The sequence below is a fragment of the Flavobacteriales bacterium genome, from assembly GCA_026129465.1.
Lineage (GTDB): Bacteria > Bacteroidota > Bacteroidia > Flavobacteriales_F > PHOS-HE28 > PHOS-HE28.
The window spans coordinates 1,167,305-1,188,249 of record JAHCIA010000001.1 but is presented as its reverse complement, the minus strand read 5'-3'; the positions used below and the strand labels follow the sequence as shown (position 1 = coordinate 1,188,249).

General features: G+C 64.5%; 18 protein-coding genes. 8 read left to right on the top strand and 10 right to left on the bottom strand.

Annotated elements, in window-relative coordinates; translation table 11 throughout:
- Positions 1–94 precede the first annotated feature (94 nt).
- Both KIT10_05090 and KIT10_05085 read left to right on the top strand, forming a co-directional pair.
- A complete protein-coding gene (locus KIT10_05090) occupies positions 95–2,128 on the top strand; it encodes a PD40 domain-containing protein (GenBank protein MCW5898625.1) in 2,034 nt (677 codons plus the stop codon).
- 69 nt (positions 2,129–2,197) lie between these two features.
- On the top strand, positions 2,198–4,255 hold the full coding sequence (locus tag KIT10_05085) for a hypothetical protein (protein MCW5898624.1): 2,058 nt from the start codon (positions 2,198–2,200) through the stop codon (positions 4,253–4,255).
- Here KIT10_05085 and KIT10_05080 read toward each other — a convergent pair.
- Positions 4,244–5,023, bottom strand: a complete 780-nt coding sequence (locus KIT10_05080) for a TerC family protein (protein MCW5898623.1) — start codon at positions 5,021–5,023, stop codon at positions 4,244–4,246. The genes KIT10_05085 and KIT10_05080 overlap by 12 nt on opposite strands.
- 32 nt (positions 5,024–5,055) lie before the next feature.
- Complete coding sequence (locus KIT10_05075; protein ID MCW5898622.1) at positions 5,056–6,567, bottom strand: glycosyltransferase family 39 protein; 1,512 nt, start codon at positions 6,565–6,567, stop codon at positions 5,056–5,058.
- 34 nt (positions 6,568–6,601) lie between these two features.
- On the opposite strand from KIT10_05075, the gene KIT10_05070 reads away from it, so the two are divergent.
- The 4 genes from KIT10_05070 to KIT10_05055 all read left to right on the top strand — a co-directional run bounded on the left by KIT10_05070 (position 6,602) and on the right by KIT10_05055 (position 9,174).
- On the top strand, positions 6,602–7,177 hold the full coding sequence (locus KIT10_05070; GenBank protein ID MCW5898621.1) for a DUF3365 domain-containing protein: 576 nt from the start codon (positions 6,602–6,604) through the stop codon (positions 7,175–7,177).
- Positions 7,174–7,788: a hypothetical protein gene (locus KIT10_05065; GenBank protein ID MCW5898620.1), complete on the top strand. Its 615-nt coding sequence runs from the start codon at positions 7,174–7,176 to the stop codon at positions 7,786–7,788. The genes KIT10_05070 and KIT10_05065 overlap by 4 nt, the downstream gene beginning before the upstream one ends.
- The gene (rimK, locus tag KIT10_05060) at positions 7,785–8,657 is read left to right on the top strand and encodes a 30S ribosomal protein S6--L-glutamate ligase (protein MCW5898619.1); all 873 of its coding nucleotides are present in this window, start codon (positions 7,785–7,787) and stop codon (positions 8,655–8,657) included. The genes KIT10_05065 and rimK overlap by 4 nt, the downstream gene beginning before the upstream one ends.
- Before the next feature lie 88 nt (positions 8,658–8,745).
- A complete protein-coding gene (locus KIT10_05055) occupies positions 8,746–9,174 on the top strand; it encodes an antibiotic biosynthesis monooxygenase (protein MCW5898618.1) in 429 nt (142 codons plus the stop codon).
- Between the two features lie 7 nt (positions 9,175–9,181).
- On the opposite strand, the gene KIT10_05050 is transcribed toward KIT10_05055, so the two are convergent.
- Positions 9,182–10,057 carry a pirin family protein gene (locus KIT10_05050; GenBank protein MCW5898617.1) on the bottom strand — a complete coding sequence of 292 codons (876 nt, stop codon included), beginning with the start codon at positions 10,055–10,057 and terminating at the stop codon, positions 9,182–9,184.
- A gap of 88 nt (positions 10,058–10,145) precedes the next feature.
- On the opposite strand from KIT10_05050, the gene dcm reads away from it, so the two are divergent.
- Complete coding sequence (dcm, locus tag KIT10_05045; GenBank protein ID MCW5898616.1) at positions 10,146–11,372, top strand: DNA (cytosine-5-)-methyltransferase; 1,227 nt, start codon at positions 10,146–10,148, stop codon at positions 11,370–11,372.
- A 3-nt stretch (positions 11,373–11,375) separates the two neighbouring features.
- Here dcm and KIT10_05040 read toward each other — a convergent pair whose 3' ends face one another.
- Positions 11,376–12,131, bottom strand: a complete 756-nt coding sequence (locus KIT10_05040) for a hypothetical protein (GenBank protein MCW5898615.1) — start codon at positions 12,129–12,131, stop codon at positions 11,376–11,378.
- Between the two features lie 205 nt (positions 12,132–12,336).
- Here KIT10_05040 and KIT10_05035 point away from each other — a divergent pair, with 205 nt between their 5' ends.
- Positions 12,337–13,464: an acyl-CoA desaturase gene (locus KIT10_05035; GenBank protein ID MCW5898614.1), complete on the top strand. Its 1,128-nt coding sequence runs from the start codon at positions 12,337–12,339 to the stop codon at positions 13,462–13,464.
- A 39-nt stretch (positions 13,465–13,503) separates the two neighbouring features.
- Here KIT10_05035 and cmk read toward each other — a convergent pair whose 3' ends face one another.
- The 6 genes from cmk to KIT10_05005 all read right to left on the bottom strand — a co-directional run bounded on the left by cmk (position 13,504) and on the right by KIT10_05005 (position 20,879).
- Positions 13,504–14,199 (bottom strand): (d)CMP kinase, encoded by a 696-nt coding sequence (gene cmk, locus KIT10_05030; GenBank protein MCW5898613.1) that lies wholly within the window; start codon positions 14,197–14,199, stop codon positions 13,504–13,506.
- A gap of 43 nt (positions 14,200–14,242) precedes the next feature.
- The gene (gene porQ, locus KIT10_05025; GenBank protein ID MCW5898612.1) at positions 14,243–15,280 is read right to left on the bottom strand and encodes a type IX secretion system protein PorQ; all 1,038 of its coding nucleotides are present in this window, start codon (positions 15,278–15,280) and stop codon (positions 14,243–14,245) included.
- A gap of 28 nt (positions 15,281–15,308) precedes the next feature.
- The gene (locus tag KIT10_05020) at positions 15,309–16,694 is read right to left on the bottom strand and encodes an S-adenosylmethionine:tRNA ribosyltransferase-isomerase (protein MCW5898611.1); all 1,386 of its coding nucleotides are present in this window, start codon (positions 16,692–16,694) and stop codon (positions 15,309–15,311) included.
- Positions 16,679–16,972 (bottom strand): hypothetical protein, encoded by a 294-nt coding sequence (locus tag KIT10_05015; GenBank protein ID MCW5898610.1) that lies wholly within the window; start codon positions 16,970–16,972, stop codon positions 16,679–16,681. The genes KIT10_05020 and KIT10_05015 overlap by 16 nt, the downstream gene beginning before the upstream one ends.
- A gap of 136 nt (positions 16,973–17,108) precedes the next feature.
- Positions 17,109–19,556: an endopeptidase La gene (gene lon / locus KIT10_05010; protein MCW5898609.1), complete on the bottom strand. Its 2,448-nt coding sequence runs from the start codon at positions 19,554–19,556 to the stop codon at positions 17,109–17,111.
- A gap of 129 nt (positions 19,557–19,685) precedes the next feature.
- The gene (locus KIT10_05005; GenBank protein ID MCW5898608.1) at positions 19,686–20,879 is read right to left on the bottom strand and encodes a glucose-1-phosphate thymidylyltransferase; all 1,194 of its coding nucleotides are present in this window, start codon (positions 20,877–20,879) and stop codon (positions 19,686–19,688) included.
- Between the last annotated feature and the right edge of the window lie 66 nt (positions 20,880–20,945).

Below are 20,945 nucleotides of genomic sequence, written 5' to 3'. Positions count from 1 at the left end.
TAGCCACCGCTTCCTGCTGATGGCCACTGGCCTCTTGTCCAAGTGTCGCTTGGGCAGGAGGCCAGGGGCCAAATGCCAATGGCAGCATTGGATCATGGTGCCGATGGTGGTGTGCTGTATCAGCTTCGCCCATGCCCAGGACGACCCCGGCCCCTGTGACCCGCCCACCGACAAAAAGGTGCTGAAGCTGCTGGACGAAGCGGCCAAGGCCAAGGATGCGGGCACGCGACACCAGAAATTGAAAGCCGCGCTGGAGGCCGATCCCGATCGTGCCGAGGTGCTGTTCCGCACGGGCATGAGCGCCTACCGCATCGCACGCGACGGCGGCCGTGGTTACGAACCGGCCATCGGCTACCTGGAGCGTGTGCTGAAGGAGTGTCCTGAGCACCACAGCGATGTGCCCTACCACCTGGGCCTGATGCGATACGCCAACGGTGCCTTCGGCCCGGCCGCCAAAGCGTTCAAGGCCTTCCTCGACTTTCCGGCGCATGACAAGGCGAAGCTGGCGCGCGACCACGACAAGCGCGTGAAGGACGTGGAGGAACTGATGCCCGAACTGCGTTTTTTCATCGACTTCTACGCGAGTGATGTCCCCTTCGACCCCAAACCGCTGCCCCATGTGAGCACCCCGGCGGACGAATACCTGCCGATGCTCTCACCCGACAACGACCTGCTCTTCTTCACCCGGCTGAGCAAGGTGCGCGCGAAGGGCGACATCCTCTCGCGTGAAGTGGAGGAGCTCACCGAGGCGCGGCGCAAGGGCAGCCAGGTGGAATTCGATGCCGGCCGCGCGTTGCCGGAACCCTTCAACCTGGGCGACAGCTATGGCGGTGTCTCCATCAGCGTGAACAACAAGGAGATGTTCGTCACCGTGTGCGGCCCACCCGATGCGCGAGGCTACCGCAATTGCGACATCCACCGCAGCCACTACGACAACCACGTGGACTTCGACCGTGGCCTCTCCGTGTGGGAATGGACCGGCCTCGATCCGCTGGGCGATGGCATCAACGGCCCGGACACTTGGGAGAGCCAGCCCACCATCACACCCGACGGCCGCACCATGTTCTTCGCCACCAACCGGCCGGGCAGCCGGGGGCTGGACATCTACCAAAGCACGCGCGACAAGCAGGGCCAATGGTCCAAGGCCGTTCCGGTACCGGGCATCAACACCGATGGCGACGAGAAGGCGCCTTTCCTGCACAGCGACAGCCGCACGCTCTACTTCGCGGCCCGGCCGCCCGTGGACGAGCGCGGACAGCCCGACCTCACACGCGGCCTTCGCGGTGCGGGCGGCTATGACATCTTTTTCAGCCGCATGAACGATGATGGCACCTGGGGCAAGCCGAAGAACCTGGGCCACCCCTTCAACACCGCGGAAGATGAGCACGGCCTGATCGTGAGCGCCGACGGCCGCACCGCCTACTTCGCCAGCAACCGGCTGAAGGGCATGGGCGGACTGGACATCTTCACCGCGCCACTGCCCAAGGAAGCCCGCCCGGAGGACATCCTGGTGGTGAAGGGCGAGGTGCGCGACGAGCAGGGCGAAGTGGTGCGCAACGCCACGGTGGAGATCAAGTACATGGACACGCGCCTCACCGAAACGCTGAAGGTGGACAGTGCCGACGGCCGCTACGCCACCGTTGTGCGCCTCAAACCCGGCAGCGACGTGATCATGACCGTGAAGAAGGAGGGCCATGTCTTCGATTCGCGCAGCTTCAGTGCCGAGGACACCACGCGCGCAGGGAGCGCCACGGTGGACATGACCGTGCAGAAGATCGCCGTGGGCCGCAGCTACCGGGTGAATGACATCCGCTTCGCCACGGGCTCGGCGGCGATCACCAGGAGCAGCGAATTCATCCTGGACGAGTTGATCGGATTCCTGCGGGAGAACGCCACGGTGAAGATCCGTATCGAGGGCCACACCGACAGTGTGGGCCGCTTGGAGGACAACATGGCCCTGAGCCACGACCGCGCCTTCACCGTGATGGAGTACCTCCAGGGGAAAGGCATCGCGGGGTCGCGCCTCAGCTTCAAGGGCCTCGGTCCCACCAAGCCGGTGGCCACCAACGACACGCCCGAGGGCAGGGCCCGCAACCGCCGCACGGAGTTCGTCATCATCGGCCGGTGAAGAAGTCGCGTTCATGTGGATGGGACCGCCTCGAGGCGGCTTTACCTTCATGCCATCTTCGACCATGCCATGAAGCGATGTCTAATTCCTGTGGCCTTCCTTTCCCTGCTTGTGGGCGCAGCCCAGGCGCAGCTGTCGCGCGGCGGTCAGCCCTACGGCTGGCAGCTTGGCGTGCCGGTGGAAACCGGCCTTCCGGTCTTCCTTTCGGGTGCCGTGGAGCCCATGGGCGAACTGCCCGAAGCGGGTTTCAAACTGGGCGAGCCGCGCTTCCTCACGGTGGATGTTCCTGTGCAGGGCCAGTGGAACCTGATGCCTGATGGCGGTGCATCGATCCGCCTGCTACTCGCCAGCCCCGGTGCCACCATGATGAACGTGCGCTTCGACCGCTGGGACCTGCCCCCGGGCGCCATGGTCTACCTCTACGATGCCGATCGCACCCGCTTCATCGGCGGCTTCAATCAGGCCAACCGCGGGCCTGATGGCACCATGGCCACGGAATTGATCCCCGGCGACCAGGTGGTGCTGGAGTACCACGTCCCACCCGGCGCGCATCCGGGTGCGCTGCGCGTGAACGGCATCGGCCATGGGACCGTGGACCTCTTCCGCCGCGGTGGCACCGACCGCGACTTCAACCCGGGCTTCCAGAGTTCACCGTGCCACATCAACATGGCCTGCCCCGAGGCCGCATCCTGGCAAATGGAGAAGCGCGCCGTGGTGATGTTCTTCCGGCCGGACATGGGCGGCTGCACCGGGACCCTGATCAACAATACCGCCGTGCCCGGCAGGCCCCTGGTCTACCTCGCGCAGCATTGCAGCACCATCAACTTCCACCAGTGGGTCTTCTACTTCAATTATGAAGCGCCCGCCTGCATCGGCAATGCCGGCTCGACGGACCACACGCTGGTGGGTGGTGTCAAGCGCTCCGACAATGGTGCCGCGGATTTCGTGATCGTGGAGTTGTTCGACCAGCCGCCGCCGGCCTTCATGCCCTATTACGCGGGCTGGGATCGCACAGGCGCCACCCCGCAATCCGGCACGGTGATCCACCACCCGCTCTACGACGTGAAGAAGATCACCTTCAACTACGGGCCGGTAACGGAGTATGTGGATGCCTGGGGCACGCCGATGTGGCGCAACTACTGGGACCTGGGCATCGTGGAAGCCGTTTCCAGCGGGGCCACCATGCTGGACCAGCACCGGCGCATCGTGGGCCACATGACCGAAGGCGCGCAGGACTGCACCAACGCCGCCACCGTGCATACCGGTTGCGCCAAGTTCGAGTTGGGCTGGGATGGCCCTTCGCCCGGTCAGCGCAAATGGGATTGGCTCGATCCCTCCAACAGCGTCCTTGTCCTCGATGGCTACGACCAGTATGCCGTGTCTCCCGAGGTGAAGGTCCATCTGCGCGCCTTTCTCGATGGGCCTTACGAATCAGGACCGGACCTGATGCGTGATGATCTGCGCACGCAGGGTCTGGTGCCATTGAATGAACCATACGCCGGCATCGGCTACATGCATGTGGGCGGGGGAGGAGAGAGCGTGGCGGCTGCGGTGCTCAATGTGATGGGCGCGAACGCCATCGTGGACTGGGTGGTGGTGGAAGTGCGCAGTGCCGCGCAACCGGGCACGGTGCTCGCCTCACGCGCGGCGCTCATCCAGCGCGATGGCGACGTGGTGGACCTGGACGGCACCTCCGCGGTGAGCCTGCCATTGGCAGCAGGCAATTACCACGTGGCGCTGCGCCACCGCAACCACCTGGGTGTGATGACCGCCGCACCGGTGGCGCTCTCGGCCGTGGCCGCACCGATCGATCTGCGCACAGGAGCGGTGGCGCTGTACGGCGGCGCAGGTGCACAGAAGGTGGTGGGCACGCGCCGAACACTGTGGAGTGGCGACACCAACTTCGACAACGGGGTGAAGTACACCGGCGGTGGCAACGACCGCGATCCCATTCTCACACGCATCGGTGGCACGGTGCCTTCGGCCACGGCCAGCGGTTATTACCGCGAGGATGTGAACCTCGACGGGCAGGTGAAGTACACCGGCGGGGCCAATGACCGCGACCTGGTCCTGCAGAACGTGGGTGGCACGGTACCCACGGCGGTACTGCCGGGCTCACTGCCCTGAGGAGGGCGCATCCGGTGGTTCGGCCACGCGCAACAAGCGTTTGCGCATCATCCGAAGGTTCAGCATCTCCACGCCCACGGAGAAGCCCATGGCGAAATAGATATAGCCCTTGTTGATGTGGCCGCCCATCCCTTCGATCAGCAGCGCCACACCGATCATCACCAGGAAGGCCAGGGCCAGCACCTTCACCGTAGGGCGCTCCGATACGAAGGTGCTGATGCGGCCGGCCGAGAGCATCATCACGCCCACGGCGATCATCACGGCCAGCACCATGATCACCAACTCGTTGCTCATGCCCACGGCGGTGATGACCGAATCCAGCGAGAACACCAGGTCGATGAGCAGGATCTGCACGATCACCCCGAAGAGCTTGCGTCGTTTCACCGGCCGTTCGGGATCGTCGTGGTGCCCCTCGACGTTGGCGCGGATCTCCACCGTGGCCTTGTAGAGGAGGAAGAGCCCGCCCGCCAGCAGTACCAGGTCGCGGCCGCTGAACGCGTTGTCCAGTACCGTAACGAAGGGCTTGTCCAGCCCCATGATCCAACTCAGCGAGAGCAGGAGCAGCACCCGTGTGATCATCGCCAACCCCAGCCCCAGTTGCCGGGCCATCCGCTGCTGATGCGGCTCCTTCAGGGTGTTGCTGACGATTGAGATGAAGATGATGTTGTCGATGCCCAGCACGATCTCCAGGGCCGTGAGGGTGACCAGTGCGATAAGCCCGCCCAGGGTGAGCAGCACCGCGAAGTCAAGTTGCGCGAGTTCGATCATGGGAAAGGGGTAATGGTGGTTGTGGGGGGCGATCAGGCGCCGATGCGCGCCACTACGATCGCCTCGTTGCGATTGATGGGATTCAGCCAGTGTACCACACGGTCCAGCAGGCCCGGCTCGGCGCGGCCGATCACGACCAAGGCTCCGGCATGTTCCGCTACGTGGCGCATGCGGGCCTCCAGGTCCTCCTCGCCGATGAAGAGCACCACGTTGGGGCGCCTGTGTTCCTCATAACGTGCGAGTTCCTCCGCGAGGTCGGCGTCACGGTCGGCCCAGGGCACGATGGTGGCGTCCCACTGGCCCCAGTAGTGCAGTGGCGGCATGGGCGGTTCGCCCTCGTGGGTGTCCTCGACCACCAGTCCGTGGACATCCGCTTGCCCGCGCAGGAGGTACAACGCTTCCACGCGTCCGCGTTTGCTGTAGCTCACACTCAGCACTGCCAGCAACAGGATGTTCACCGCCCAGGTGAAGCGCATGACGCCGCGCCAAAGACCGGCACGATCCGTCCACCAGGGGCTCGCCGTTCGCCACTGTTCCCAAGACACGTGGCCGATGATGAAGAAGAGCGGCACGATCGGCAGGATGAAACGCTCCTGTTTGTTGGGGAAGTACGAATGCGCGGCGAGGAAGACCAGCACGGGCAGCCAGGCGACGAGCGGCCCAGCACGCCTGAAGAAGCCGAAGAAGACCGCGATGCTGAAGGGCGGAATGAATACGGCGGCGAGCAGCAGCAGGTAGTTGTACCAGGGCTGGTCGAAATAGGTGGTGGTGTGGAGCAGGTTGTAGCCGATGTACTCGGTCAGCTCCGCGAAGGGCCGCCCCCAGAGGAAGAGGTCGATGCCCCCTTGGACCAGCAGCAGGGCGATGAGCATGCCCCCGGCATAGTATATGGTGCCCCGCCATTGGCGCAGGAGCAGCATAGCCAGCCCGATGCCAGCCGCGAAGAAGATCGTCTGGAAGCGTGTGTTCATGGCCATGCCGATCCACAGGCCCGCGATCAGCGCATCCTGCCAGGTGGGAGCGCCACCTGCGCGCAGCAAGCGCATTACACCCAGCATGAGGAAGGGGATGCAGGCCGTTTCCACCAGGTTGCGCACGGCCAGGAAGGGCATGAAGCCGAGCAGGGCCAGGAACAGTCCGGTGCGCCAGGCGATGCCACTATCCGACATCCGCAGCGCGATGCGGTAGCCGGTGCGGACGATGACCAGGCTCCACAGGGCGTGCAGCAGGCGCACCACCACCATCTGCGCCTTGGGGTCGGCCAGCCCGATGGTCTTCATGGCGACGAACAGGAGGTAGTGCAGCCCCACATAGAAGAAGCTGTGGCCGCTGGGCCGCGGATCATCACCCTGGTTCCAGGGCAGCCAGTGGTTGTAATCGAATCCGTGCGCCCAGCTCGAGGCGGCCTCGATCACCAGGAAATGGTCGTCGTGCGCGAAGTAGCCACCGCTGAAGAAGGCCGCCACCAGACGTGGCAACAGGGCTATGAACGTGAGGGCGGCCAGGGGGCGATCCGCCATCCAGGAGCGCAGGCCGGCCAGCATGGGCGCGAAGCTACAGGCCACTTACCTTGTCCGCATGCTGCGCAAGATCGCCGTGCTGATATCGCTGGCCTGCGCCATAGCCTGCGCGGAGCGACCGGCCCCCTGGGACGAAGCGGCCGCCTTGCGGAAGGGTGGCGGGATCGCGACGGCCACGGCACAGGCGTTGGTGAAGCGATTGACCCAGGCCATGGACGAGGGTGGTGCGGCACATGCCGCGTCATTCTGTATGGTGGCCGCACCGATCATCACCGATTCCGTGGCCGATGCACGAGGCGTGCGCGTGAAGCGCGTGAGCGACCGCCAGCGCGCGGCGCACAACGCACCGGACCCGCATGAAGGTGAACGCCTGCGCGAGGTGCTGGACCGGATCGCATCCGGCATACCGCCCACCGAACTCACGGACCAGGTGTTCGAGTTGCGGGACAGCATAGCCTTCTACCGGCCCATCCTCATCGGCATGCCGCTGTGCCTGGTGTGCCACGGCGTTCCGGGCGAAACGCTGGACAGCGCCGCCCATGCCACCATACTGGCACGTCATCCCGGCGATGCTGCCATTGGGTACGCAGCGGGGGACTTCCGTGGGTTATGGAGCATCCGATGGCCGCGTTGAGAAGCCCTTGGCGCGATCTGGCGATCACCGTGTCGGCCGCGCTGCCGATCGTATTCCTCCTGCCACGCTTCTTCGCCTGGTTGGGTGCGCGACCCGGCATCATCCCACCCGAGCCGCTGCTGCCGCGACTGCCGGCAATGGACGTTTCCGTGCCGCTGTTCATCGTGCTCTATGGCTGCATCGTGTCCGGACTGGTCCTGTTGGTGCGCCACCCGCAGCGACTGCTCCGGGCGTTGCGCGCCTACGTGGTGCTCCTGCTGCTGCGCATGGCCACCATGGCCGCCTGGCCGCTGGAGGTGCCACCGGGCTATCTGCCCTTGCAAGACCCCGTGAGCACGCTGTTCTATCCCGGCCAGGTGCCCTTCGGCAGGGATCTCTTCTTCTCCGGCCACACGGCCACCATGTACCTGCTCTTTCTCGCGGTACCAGGCCCGGGTTGGCGCTGGCTGTTCGCCATGGCCACGGTCGTCGTGGGGCTGGCGGTGCTGTTCCAGCACGTGCATTGGACGGTGGATGTGGTGGCCGCGCCCGTCTTCGCGTGGGCCGCGTGGCGCATCGCCGCCATAGCTTTGCCCGCCCCGCGGCGTTCGCCCGGTGGCCACACCCCATGAACATCGTCGTGCTGTCGCGGGACAGCAAGCTCTACTCCACCCGCCGCCTCGTGGAAGCCTGCGAACAGCGCGGCCACAGCGCCCGCGTGGTGAACCACACCAAGTGCGACATCCTCATCGAGAAGAAGAACCCGCAGGTGATCTATGGCGGGCAGCCGCTCACCGGTGTGGACGCGGTGATCCCGCGCATCGGTGCCAGCGTCACCTTCTACGGCACGGCCGTGGTGCGCCAGTTCGAGATGATGAAGGTCTTCACCACCACCGAGAGCCAGGCGCTGGTGCGGAGCCGCGACAAGCTGCGCAGTCTGCAGGTCCTCACACGCAGCGGGGTGGGCATCCCCAAGACGGTGTTCACCAACTACAGCAAGGACGTGGGCAGCATCGTGGACAGCGTGGGTGGTGCGCCCTGCATCATCAAGCTGCTGCAGGGCACGCAGGGCCTGGGCGTGGTGCTGGCCGACACGCGCAAGGCGGCCATCGCCGTGTGCGAGGCCTTCAACAGCCTGAAGGCGCGCGTGATCGTGCAGGAGTTCATCAAGGAGAGCCGCGGCATGGACGTGCGCGCCTTCGTGGTGGACGGCCGTGTGGTGGGCGCCATGAAACGCACCGGCAAGGAGGGCGAGTTCCGCAGCAACCTGCACCGGGGCGGCACCGCCGAACTGATCGAACTGACGCATGACGAGGAGGTCACCGCCATCAAGGCCGCGAAAACGCTGGGCCTGCACGTGGCCGGTGTGGACATGCTGCAGAGCGACCGCGGCCCGCTGGTCATCGAGGTGAACGCCAGCCCCGGCCTCGAAGGCATCGAGGGCGCCACCGGCAAGGACATCGCCGGGGAGATCGTGAAGTTCATCGAGCGCAACGTGTAGGGGTGAAGCGATCGATCCGGGTCATGGGCAGGCATGGTCGTATCAGGCCTCCGCGGGCTAAATTGCCCTTCCAGATACCCCTGGAACCATGAACAAGCGATACAAAGCGCTGTTGCTCTTCACACCGGCATTGTTGCTCTCGTGCCAGACGCCTGAAGCACCGGCACCTGAAGCGCCACCACCGCCTGTCGCCGTTGCGGAACCCGCCCCGGCCGTGATCGTCACCATTCGTTTCCAATGCCAGCCGGGCAGGGGCGATGACTTCCTTGCGGCAGCCAAGGGGATGCTCGCCGAGGTGCGCAACGAGCCGCACTTCCTCGGCATCACCATTCTGCGCGACCAGAACGACGCGGACCGGATCGTCTTCCACGAGCGCTGGGCGGACAAGGACTACTACCTGGGCCCGCACGACGCCACGCCACATCTGGGCGCCTTCAAGGAAGCGGCGATGCCACTGCTGGCCGGGCCACCGGAGATCGTGCTGTGGGACCGCTTCAGCGAGTTGACCATGCCCTGAGCGATGCTCACCGCCGCTCCGGCAGCGGTACGAACTCCGTCTCGCCCGTGATCCTGGGGAACTCCTGCGCGATCCAGCGCTGGCGGGCCTCCTCGATCAGTTCACGTGTGGTGGCCACGAAGTTCCAGTGGATGACGCGTTCCTCCGGAAAGGGCTCGCCGCCGAATAGGTACACGGTGCTTCCCGCTTCCATGCTGAAGGCGCAGAGCTCGGGGTTCTTCGATACCAGCAGTTGCTTCGGCCCGAAGCGCTGACCGTCGTTGACGATGCCCCCTTCCAGGATGTAAAGGCCGCTCTCCCCGAAGAGTTCCTGGCCGATCGCCAGCGTACAGGCTTCATCACATTTGATCTCGATGAGGTACAACGGGCTGTATACCGGAACGGGCGACATTCTGCCGCATACCTCCCCGGCGATCAACTTGAAGTGCGCGCCATCCTGCGCCCAGGTGGGCAGATCACCCTCACCGCTGTGGTGGAAGGAGGGTTCCATCCGCTCCAGGTCCTTCGGCAATGCCACCCAGATCTGCAGGCCGTGCATGCGTTTGGGTCGGCCACGCAGATGGTCCGGAGTGCGCTCGCTGTGTACGATGCCCCTGCCGGCGGTCATCCAATTCACCTGCCCGGGTTTGATCTCGATGGCCGTGCCCAAGCTGTCGCGGTGCATGATGCTGCCCTCGAAGAGATAGGTCAATGTACTCAGCCCGATGTGCGGGTGCGGTGGCACATCAAAGTCTTCCCCGTTGGGCATGTCCACCGGCCCCATGTGGTCGATGAAGGCGAAAGGGCCCACCATGCGCTTGCGATAAAAGGGCAGCAGGCGGCCCACCAGGAAGTTGCCCACATCGGCGGGGCGTTCCTCAATGATCAGGTCGATGTTGGACATGCCGTGAAGGTAGGTCCGACAAGGTGTGGATAAGAGGCGGGCCAAGGCCTTGATCGTTCGGGTGGCCGCGGATAGTTTCGCCGCGTCCATGGCAGCCATCCGTGTCGTTGAACTTTTTGCCGGTGTGGGCGGATTCCGCATCGGGTTGGAAGCGGCCTCTCCGCGTTATCAGGTGGTGTGGAGCAACCAGTGGGAGCCGGGCAAGCGGAAGCAGGTGGCCTCGGAGATCTATGCGGCGCGCTTCGGTGGCGGGGGCCACAGCAAGGTGGACATCGCCGCGGTGCCGGCCGGGGAGATCCCCGCGCATGATCTGCTGGTGGGTGGTTTTCCCTGCCAGGACTACTCCGTGGCACGCACGCTGAAGCAGGCCGAGGGCATCGCCGGGAAGAAGGGTGTGCTGTGGTGGGAGATCCACCGCATCCTGAAGGCGCATACCCCGGGCCTGTTGCTGTTGGAGAATGTGGACCGGCTGCTGAAATCGCCCGCCACACAGCGTGGCCGGGACTTCGCCGTGATGCTCGCCTCGCTGGCCGACCTGGGCTATGCCGTGGAATGGCGCGTGATCAATGCGGCCGACTATGGGATGCCGCAGCGCCGCCGTCGCGTGTTCATCCTGGGCTTCCACAAGAGTACCGATCTGGGCAGGGCCCTTTTCAAGCTGAAGGACGCGGAGGATCATCTGCTGCGCGATGGTCTTTTCGCCACGGCCTTTCCGGCATCGATGAAGACCGCCATGTCGAACTTCCAACTCGAAGGCGATCTGGCCGATGTCTCCAAACGATTCAACCACGGCAGGCGCGGTGCCAAGAGTCCTTTCGGCCACGCCGGGGCGCTCATCGGACGGCGTGTGCATACACTGGACGTGGAACCGATGTACGATGGGCCGCGGACCACCCTGGGCGATCTGCTCGTGGCGGAGCGCGACGTGCCCAAGGAATTCTTCGTGCCGGCCGCACAGGAGAAACTCTGGCGCTATTACAAGGGTGGGAAGCAGGAGACCCGTGTGGACCGCGCCAATGGATTCAGCTACCGCTACAGCGAGGGCGCCATGGCCTTTCCCGATCCGCTGGACCGTCCCGCGCGCACGATCATCACCGGCGAAGGGGGCGCGGCGCCATCGCGTTTCAAGCATGTGGTGCGTGCCGGCAAGCGCTTGCGGCGCCTGGTGCCGGTGGAGCTGGAGCGTCTCAACATGTTCCCCGATGGGCACACCGCAGGCGCCAGCGATGCGCGCAGGGCCTTCCTCATGGGCAATGCGCTGGTGACGGGGATCGTGGAACGGGTGGCGAAGGTCCTGGCGCAGCGGGTGGGGTGAGCCTCACCGCCCGGCCGGGCCGGCTTCACGTCCCAATTCCTTGTCCAGACGTTCGAGCAACCGCTGTATGCCGGTATCCACCAGCTTCAGCCGGAAGGAGGCACGCGAAGCCTCGATCCTGCGGTAGCGCGCCAGCGTGGCCAGCCGGGGATCATCCATCAGGCCCTCATGGCGCGGTTCGTAATGCTCCTGGAGCGGTGTGGGTCCGTTGTCGACCAAGACGATCTCCAACATGTCCCCCACAAGGGCTTTCCGCTGGTCCTCAAAGAGGATGCTTTCCTTATGCACCATGTCCAATGCGCGCGGCATGCTGAAATCGTACACATCCATCAGCGCCGTGCGGAGCTCGTCGTTGGAGATGCGGTCGAGGCCGGCGGCCTTGATCGCCTCGTAGGGCCCCGTGTGGAAGTGCAGGAGCACCCCGGTGAGCATGCCATTCACATGGTCGATGGTGGGGCGAGCGCCTGGCCGGCCTTCGGCATGGTCGAGCAATACGCGCGTACTGGTGTCCACCACATGCAAACGCGTCTGAAGGCCCTGGATGAGCAGGGTGTCGCGCATCAATCCGTTGCGCACCTCGTGCAGCATCTTCACCTCGAAGGCGCGCAGCTTCCGAACCTCATTGGCGTTGTTGATGCCCAGGGCGATGAGGATGCCGATCACCACCAGGAGGATCTCGCCGATGGCATAGATCAGGTAGCGGGTGAAGCGCCCCTCGGTCAACAGACCGCTGCGCATGTTGCGGAAGATCCTCGCCATGGCTTTGAGGTTTGAAGGACAATATCGCGAATAGACCCGTTCGATCCCCTGATCGCTCCCTGCCCGGTACCCGCCTGACGATCCCGCATGCTCCTGTCAGGCGCTGCGCGGGGCCACCAACGCGGGTCCGTGGAATAGTTCGTAACAACCTTCCACAGGGCACCATTGTTGACAACTGCTGAACGCCGTCCTTTGCGCCCGCAACATGCAGAATCTCCGATACCTCCCTGACGAAGACCGGGAGAAGCAGTTCGCTGCGGCCGTGCGCCGCAACGTCAACACGTACTTCAAGGAGCGCGGACTTTCCACCAAGGGCGATGGGCGCCTGGTCTACAAGACCATCGCCATGCTCACCCTGTACCTGGCCCCCTTCGTGCTGCTGCTCACCCTGCCGGTCACCGGTTGGTGGGCCATGCCGTTCTGGATGGTGATGGGCGTGGGCATGGCGGGCATCGGCATGAGCGTGATGCATGATGCCGTGCATGGTTCCGCTTCCAGCCACGCCTGGATCAACAGGCTCATGGGCAACAGCATGTTCCTGCTGGGCAGCAATGTCTTCACCTGGAAGGTGCAGCACAACGTGATCCACCACACCCACACCAACGTGGACGCGGTGGACCAGGACATCGATCCGCCGTCGTTGCTGCGCTTCAGCGAGCACGCCCCGCTGCGCCGCATCCATCGCTTCCAGCACATCCACGCCTTCTTTTTCTACGGCCTGCTTTCCATCACCAAGGTGGTCTTCGACTTCGTGATGCTCTCCCGCTTCAACCGCGATGGAACCACGCGCCGGATGGGCGAGAGCCCGGTGGGCATGATGGTGAGGATCGCGGCAGCCAAAGCGGTCTATCTGGCGGTCTTCATCGGCCTGCCCATCCTGCTCACGGACCTGGCCTGGTGGCAGGTGCTGCTGGGCTTCCTGGTCATGCACTTCGTGGGCGGCCTCATCCTCGGCACCGTGTTCCAACTGGCGCACGTGGTGGAAGGCGCCGAGCAGCCCCTGCCGGATGAGCACGGCGTGTTCCACCACGACTGGGTGGTGCACGAGCTGCTCACCACGGCCAATTTCGCCCGGAACAACAAGTTGCTCAATTGGTACATCGGCGGGCTCAACTACCAGATCGAGCACCACCTGTTCCCGCACATCTGCCACGTGCACTACCGGGATATCGCCCCGATCGTGGAGCGCACGGCCCAGGAGTACGGCTTGCGCTACAACATGAAGCCCACGCTGCGCGAGGCGCTGGCCTCGCACGTGCGGCGCTTGCGCGAACTGGGCAGACCACCGAAGCCGGTGCTCATCCCGGTTCCGGTATCGCGCAAGGGTTCCTAGTCGGAAGATGGTCGCCCCCGCTCATAGGGCGCAAAGGGCTCAGCCGTTTCGTTCCTGCGCGGCGTGGACCACATCCAGCGCCATTGCCAGCTGCTCTTCCTGCGTGATGTCGCTGTTGTCCAACTCCACCGCGTCCGTGGCTTTGCGAAGCGGATCGGCGGCGCGGGTGGTGTCGTCCAGATCGCGCCGGGCGATGTTCTCCTCCACGGCATGCAGGTCCGTCTCCACGCCTTTCGCGGCCAGTTCGTGGTAGCGGCGCAGGGCGCGCACCTCGGGGCGGGCGGTCATGAAGAGTTTCACTTCGGCATCGGGGAAGACCACCGTGCCGATATCGCGCCCGTCCATCACCACGCCCTTGTCACGCCCAAGGGCCTGCTGCATGGCCACCAATTTCGCACGCACACGGGGCAGGGGACTCACCAAGGTCACGTGTCGGCTCACCTCCATGCCACGGATCTCGCGCTCCACGTCGCGGCCATTGAGCCTTGTGGTGCTTCGGCCGGTCGATGGGTCATGCTCGAAACGGATGTCCACGCCATCCAGCGCGCGCACCAGTTCCGCCTCATCGATCTTGCCACCACGCACCAACCCCTGCTCCATGGCGAAGAGCGCCACGGCGCGGTACATGGCACCGCTGTCGATGTAGGTGTAGCCCAGCCGCGCCGCCAGTTGTTTGGCCAGGGTGCTCTTCCCGCAGGAGGAGTAGCCGTCGATGGCGATGTTGATGCGCCGCATGTCCGCTGCAAGGATAGGGCATCCCCGCGCACACGGCGAACGATCAGCCTTTCTTGAAATCGGCGAAGCGCGTGGCCAGCGTGAAGGTGTTGCTGATGCCCGCGAGGTGCAGCTGCGAATAGCCGTAGCTGATATGGAACTTGCTCACGCGCACGCCCATGCCGAAGGTCAGGCCCACGGCGGAGGGTTTCTCCGCCAGCACCATCTCCTTGCGGCGCCTGAAATTGTAGCCCACGCGCAGCATGAAGTTCTCGCTGAGCAGTATCTCCGCGCTGGGCACCAGGTGCAGCACGGCCTTGTCGAAGCGTGTCACCTTGTCCTCGATGGGCTGCCCCGTGGTGGGGTCGATGCTGGTGGTGGCGTTGGGGTCGTCGTAGGTCAGGTCCCAGCGCTGGAGTTGTTCGAACATCATGCCCAGGCGGAAGGGCGCGTGGCGGAAGCGGTAGGTGGTGCCCACCTGCACCTGGAACGGCAGTTTCTCGCGCGTGCCGGTGAAGGTGCTGGTCTGGTAGCCGAGGTTGCGCACCAAGGCCGCCACGGTGATGCCCAGGCTCTCTTTGTGGAACACCCCGCCCAGGTCCACCGCCCAGGCCGTGCTGTTCCAGGTGTCCAGGTTGCTGTTGATGAACTTCACATTGGCGCCCACGCTGAAGAGGCTGTCCACCGGGATGCCGCCGCCGACCTGGAACACGTACTCCCCGGCCTTGAACTCGCCCAGCTCGTTGCCGATCTCGTCGGTGCGCATGAAGGTGCCATAGTCCACGTACTGGACACTGCCGCTGAAGGTGGCGCCAAGACTGTCGAAATGGTGCGCATAGCCCAGATAGCCGAGGTTGATGCCGGCGAAGTAGGGCAGATAGCTCAGCGCCAGTTGGCGTCCCATGCCGGGGTTGAGCAGCGCGGGATTGAAGAAGCCCAGATTGACGTCGTTGTCGTACACCGCGATGTAGTTGCCGCCCAAGGCGGAGGCACGTGCGGAGTTGGGGATGTCCAGGATGCGGAAGGCGGCCTCCCCGCCGAGCTGGGCTTGCGTGGTGCAGGCCATTCCGATGAGCAGGGCCAGGGGCAGGGAACGGATCATGCGTGGTGGGAACGAATATAGGTGGGGACTATTGCATGGCCCGCCGCCGATCGCGCCAGAGCAGCGACCCGTCGCCATAGCTGAGGAAGCGGTATTCCCCGGCGAGCGCATGGTCGTAGACCTGGCGCCAGGCCGGGCCGATGAAGGCCGCGACCAGCAGGAGCAAGGTGCTGTCGGGCTGGTGGAAGTTGGTGATCAGGGCGTCGGCGAAACGCACCTTGTACCCGGGCGCTATGAGCGATCGGGTCTGTCCGGTAAGGGCGCCACGCGTTTCGTCGCGGTCATGCCCACCCAGCGATCCCACCACCGCCGCCAGTGCTTCGCGCGGTGCCGGCAGACCGGCCGGATCATGTCCGTACGGTTCCCACTGACCTATGTCCATCTCTTCCCCGGCGCGTCCCTGCAGGATCATCACGCCATGCCAGTACAGGCTCTCCAACGAGCGCAGTGCGGTGGTGCCCACCGCCACAATGGGGCGCTGCTCCTCAAGCGCCGAACCGATCGACGCCAAGGCGGCAGCCGGCACCCGCACCTGTTCGCTGTGCATATGGTGACCTTCCATGCGCGCACTTTTCACCGGGGCGAAGGTGCCCGCACCCACGTGCAGCGTGAGGGTGGCGCTGGTGACGCCTTTTTCTCCGATCCGGTCCAGGAGCGCCGGGCTGAAGTGCAGGCTGGCCGTGGGTGCCGCCACGGAGCCCGAGTGCCTGGCGAAGACCGTGTTGTACCGCTCTCGGTCGGCGTTCTCATCGGGCCGCTTCATATAGGGTGGCAAGGGCACATGGCCGAAGCGCTCCAGCATTTCCGCGAAACCGCATGCTGAAGGCGCCCACGTGAATCGCACGATATCGGATCCCGAGCGCTCCGCACGCAACTGGTGGCCATCCGGTGTTCCCAAGGTCAACACCTCCGAAGGCTCCCAGCGATTCGCGTTGCCGATCATGCACCTCCAAAGCGCCTCCGAGGGCCGTGCCATGGCCTGCTCCAAGGTGCCACCATCGGCTGGTTCCAGGCAAAGCACTTCGATGCGGGCGCCGGTGGACCGCTGGAAGAGCAGTCGGGCGTTCACCACCCGCGTATCGTTCATCACCAGCAAGGCACCGGGCGGCAGCACATCCGGCAGGTCGCCGAACCGGCGGTCCTCGATGGATCCATCGCGGTACACCAGCAGGCGGCTGGCATCCCGGTCGGCCAGCGGGTGTTGCGCGATGCGCTCTGGTGGAAGCGTGTAGGTGAAGTCGGCAATGGCGAGATCTCGCGGATGCATGGCGCGAAGAAAGTGCTTGGGGAAATGCGCGCTTGCGGCGATCACCCAGCTGTCCGTGTTACCTGTCGCACCGGTATCCAAGCCGGTCCAATATCCGTGCGTGCGCACCGTGGCCGGCATATGCCAGCCGCTCAGTCCGCGTACCACGCGAACGTGCGCCCCGGATCAACGATGAGCTGCAACAGCAGCAATGACCAACCGATGGCGTATATCAGGGCATTCCTTCTCCAGGGTATCCCCTTCCGGATGGCGACGGTCAGGACGGCCAGCCAGACAGGCACTCCGTACAGACTTGCTCCGGCAAGGCCCCCCACCCCTGCATGCATCACGTCCAGGTCCAAGTCCTTGGGGTCATTGAGCGAAGGGACCGGATAATGGCCCAAACGCACCGTTGCCGCGATGGCGAACAGGTACAACCAAGCCACGCATCCGGTAGGTGCAAAGCTCAGTACGGTGAAGATCCGGTACATCCACCTGCGAGGCACGGCGGGCGAACGCAGCGTTCCGCAGGAAGTTGCTCCGCGATCGGAATTGCCTTGAGCAGGAACCCTTGGACCGACTTTACGCCACCTTCATCGCGTTCTCCACCTTCTCCTTCAGGAGGGCGTGCTTCACCACCTCGATCATCTCGCCCACGTAAGTGAAGCGCATGCCCTTGGTGTAGCGCGCATCGATGTCCTCGATGTCCTTGCGGTTGTCCACGCTGAGGACGATCTCCTTGATGCCGGCGCGTTTGGCGGCGAGGATCTTCTCCTTGATGCCGCCCACGGGCAGCACGCGGCCTCGCAGGGTGATCTCGCCGGTCATGGCCAGGAACTTCCGCACCTTCTGCTGGGTGAAGGCGCTGGCGATGCTGGTGAGCATGGCGATGCCGGCGCTGGGACCGTCCTTCGGTGTGGCGCCCTCGGGCACGTGCACGTGCACGTTCCACCGTTTGAAGACCTCGTTCTCCAGGCCGATGAGATCGCTGTGGGCCTTGAGATACTCCAAGGCGATCATGGCGCTCTCCTTCATCACATCGCCGAGATTGCCGGTGAGGGTGAGTTTGCCCTCGCCCTTGGTGATGCTGGTCTCGATGAAGAGGATGTCGCCGCCGGTGGGTGTCCAGGCGAGGCCGGTGACCACGCCGGCCACGTCGTTGCCCTGGTACTTGTCGCGCGCATGGCTGGGGCCGAAGATCTTCACCAGGTCGTCCACGGTGATGGTGACGCCGTGCTTCTGCTTGAGCGCTATCTGCTTGGCGCGGTGGCGCACGAGTTTGGCGATGCGTTTCTCCAGGGTGCGCACACCGCTCTCATCGGTGTATTGGTCGATGATGGCCTCCAGGAGTCCCGGGGCGAGTTTCAGCTGCTTGGGTTTGAGTCCGTTCTCCGTGAATTGCTTGGGGAGCAGGTGGCGCAGGGCGATCTCCACCTTCTCCTCCTGCGTGTAGCCGTTCACCTCGATGATCTCCATGCGGTCCCGCAAGGCAGGATGGATGCTGCTGAGGCTGTTGGCCGTGGCGACGAACATCACACGGCTCAGGTCGTATTCGATCTCCACGAAATTGTCGTGGAAGGCGTTGTTCTGCTCGGGATCGAGTACCTCCAGCAGTGCGCTGGCGGGGTCGCCCTGGTGGCTGCGGCCCACCTTGTCGATCTCGTCCAGCACGAAGAGCGGATTGCTGGTGCCGGCCTTCTTCATGCTCTGGATCAGGCGGCCGGGCATGGCGCCGATGTAGGTCTTGCGGTGGCCGCGGATCTCGGCCTCGTCGTGCAGGCCGCCCAGGCTCATGCGCACATACTTGCGGCCCAGCGCCTCGGCCATGCTCTTGCCCAGGCTCGTTTTGCCCACGCCGGGCGGGCCGTAGAGGCAGATGATCGGCGACTTCATGTCGCCCTTCAACTTCAGCACGGCCAGGTGTTCGATGATGCGCTCCTTCACCTTTTCCAGGCCGAAGTGGTCGCGGTCCAGGATCTTCTGCGCCTTCTTCAGGTCGAAGTCGTCCTTGCTGTATTCGCCCCAGGGCAGTTCCAGCAGCAGTTGCACGTAGTTGTGCTGCACGCTGAACTCGGCACCGGCGGGATTCATGCGCTGGAGTTTGCCCAGCTCGCGGTCGAAGGTCTCGGACACCTTGGGCGTCCACTTCTTCTTGGCCGCCTTGCGCCGCATCTCCTCGATCTCCTGCTCGATGGGGTTGCCGCCCAGTTCGTCCTGGATGGTCTTCATCTGCTGGTGCAGGAAATACTCGCGCTGCTGCCGGTCCACCTCGAAACGCACCTTGTCCTGGATCTCGTTCTTCATCTGCAGCAACTGCAGTTCCTTGGTGAGGTGCGCCAGCAGCAGGTTGGCGCGTTCACGCAGGTCGGCCACTTCCAGCATCTTCTGCTTTTCGGCCACCTCCGCGTTCATGTTGCTGCTGATGAAGTTCACCAGGAAGGAGGGCGAGTCGATGTTCTTGATGGCGAATTGCGCCTCGGTGGGGATGTGCGGACTCTGCTTGATGATCTCCAGCGCCATGTCCTTCAGGCTGCTCACCAGGGCGCCGAAAGTGGCATCGTCCTTGGCCGGGCGTGTTTCGCCGAATTCCTTGACGCGTGCGGTGAAGTAGGGGTCGAGCTTCACCATCTCCAGCACCTCGAACCGTTTCTTGCCCTGGATGATGGCGGTGGTGCTGCCATCGGGCATGCGCAGCATGCGTATGATGGTGGCGATGGTGCCCACGCGGTTGAGGTCGTCGGCGTTGGGTTCCTCGATCTGGGCGTCCTTCTGGCTCACCACACCGAGGGTCTTGGTACCGCGGTAAACGTCCTGTATCAGCCGGATGCTGCGATCCCGCCCCACGGTGATGGGGATGACCACGCCGGGGAAGAGCACGGTGTTGCGCAGGGGGAGGATGGGCAGCTCGGGCGGAGTGCTTTCCGCGTTCATCTGCTCCTCGTCCTCGGCCGTGATCAAGGGGATGAGTTCGGTCTCATTCTCCAGCACTTCGGAGCTGAATAGGTTCTCGTTTTGGAAGAGGTCGCTCATGCGCGCGATGCTGTGGTCGTGTCAGGACAAAGTTACCGATGCGGGGGGCGCTGACCCGGAAGGGAATATCAACAGCGCTGGCGGCCTGTGGGTCAAGGGGCGTGCCGCGTCGCGGGGCCTGCCAGATGGTCAGCGCACGCGGGCCTGTTCCACGGCGAAGACATGGCGCAGGATGCCTTCGTCGATGCGGTTGAGCACCACACCACGCCGCTCCATTACGCGCCGCGCCGTGGTGATCGCCTTGTCCACTTCGTACACGCTGGATCCGTCGGCACCGCCCCAGGCGAAACCGGGCACGTGCTTCGGCGGGAAGCCGCTGCCATACACATTGGCCGATACGCCCACCACCGTGCCGGTGTTGAGCATGGTGTTGATGCCGGTCTTCGCGTGGTCGCCCATGATCAGTCCGCAGAAGACCAGTCCGGTATCCACCTGTCCGTTCTCCGCGTAGCTGAACAGCTGCACGGGTCCGTAGGTGTTCTTCAGGTTGCTGTTGTTGGTGTCGGCGCCCAGGTTGCACCATTCGCCCAGCACACTGTTGCCCAGGAAGCCGTCGTGGGCCTTGTTGCTGTAACCCATGATGACGCTGTTGTTCACCTCGCCGCCCACCCGGCTTTCCGGCCCGAAGGCGGTGGGGCCGTAGACCTTGGCGCCCATCTTCAATTGCGCGTGGTCGCCCAGTGCGAAGGGACCCCGGATCAGGCAGCCCTCCATCACTTCGGCCTCCTTGCCGATGTAGATCGGGCCCTTGCTGGTGTTGAGCACACTCGCTTCCACCACGGCGCCTTCCTCCAGAAAGACCAAGGCGGGATCGCCGACCACGGTGTTGTAGCCGCCCAGGTGCTGGCTGCGCCTGCCCTCGGTGAGCAGGGCGAAGTCGTGCGTGATGGCGCGGCCGCAATGTTGGAAGAGATGCCAGGGTCGCTCGAAGCGGACCACTTCACCGGCGAAAGGCACAGGCTTGAGGAAGGCCGGAGGCATGCGCCAATCCATGGCGGACGGGGCGGCACCTCCTTCCAGACGGAAGGCCAGTGCACGTGCTTCCTGCACCAGTACCTCCCCGGGCCGCAGGTCCATCACGGCGGCCACGAGGGCGTCGGTGGGGAAGAGGGCACCGTCCACTTCGAAGGTGATCCCATCCTGCGGCAAGGGGAAGGCCGCGGACAAGTAGCCCTCCGTGCGGAACCCCGTGCCCAGACCGCTGCGCACGTACCAGCCTTCGCTGATGCGCAGGATGCCGGGCCGCAGATGTCCCACGGGCCGTGTGAAGGTCAACGGCAGCAGGTGGCTGTGGTGCCCCGCATCGTTCAGGATGATGGCCATGAGGCGAAGGTATTGGTCCCGAGGTTGAAGGGTGTTGGAGGTGCGGGTCGATGCGGTGTCGACCGC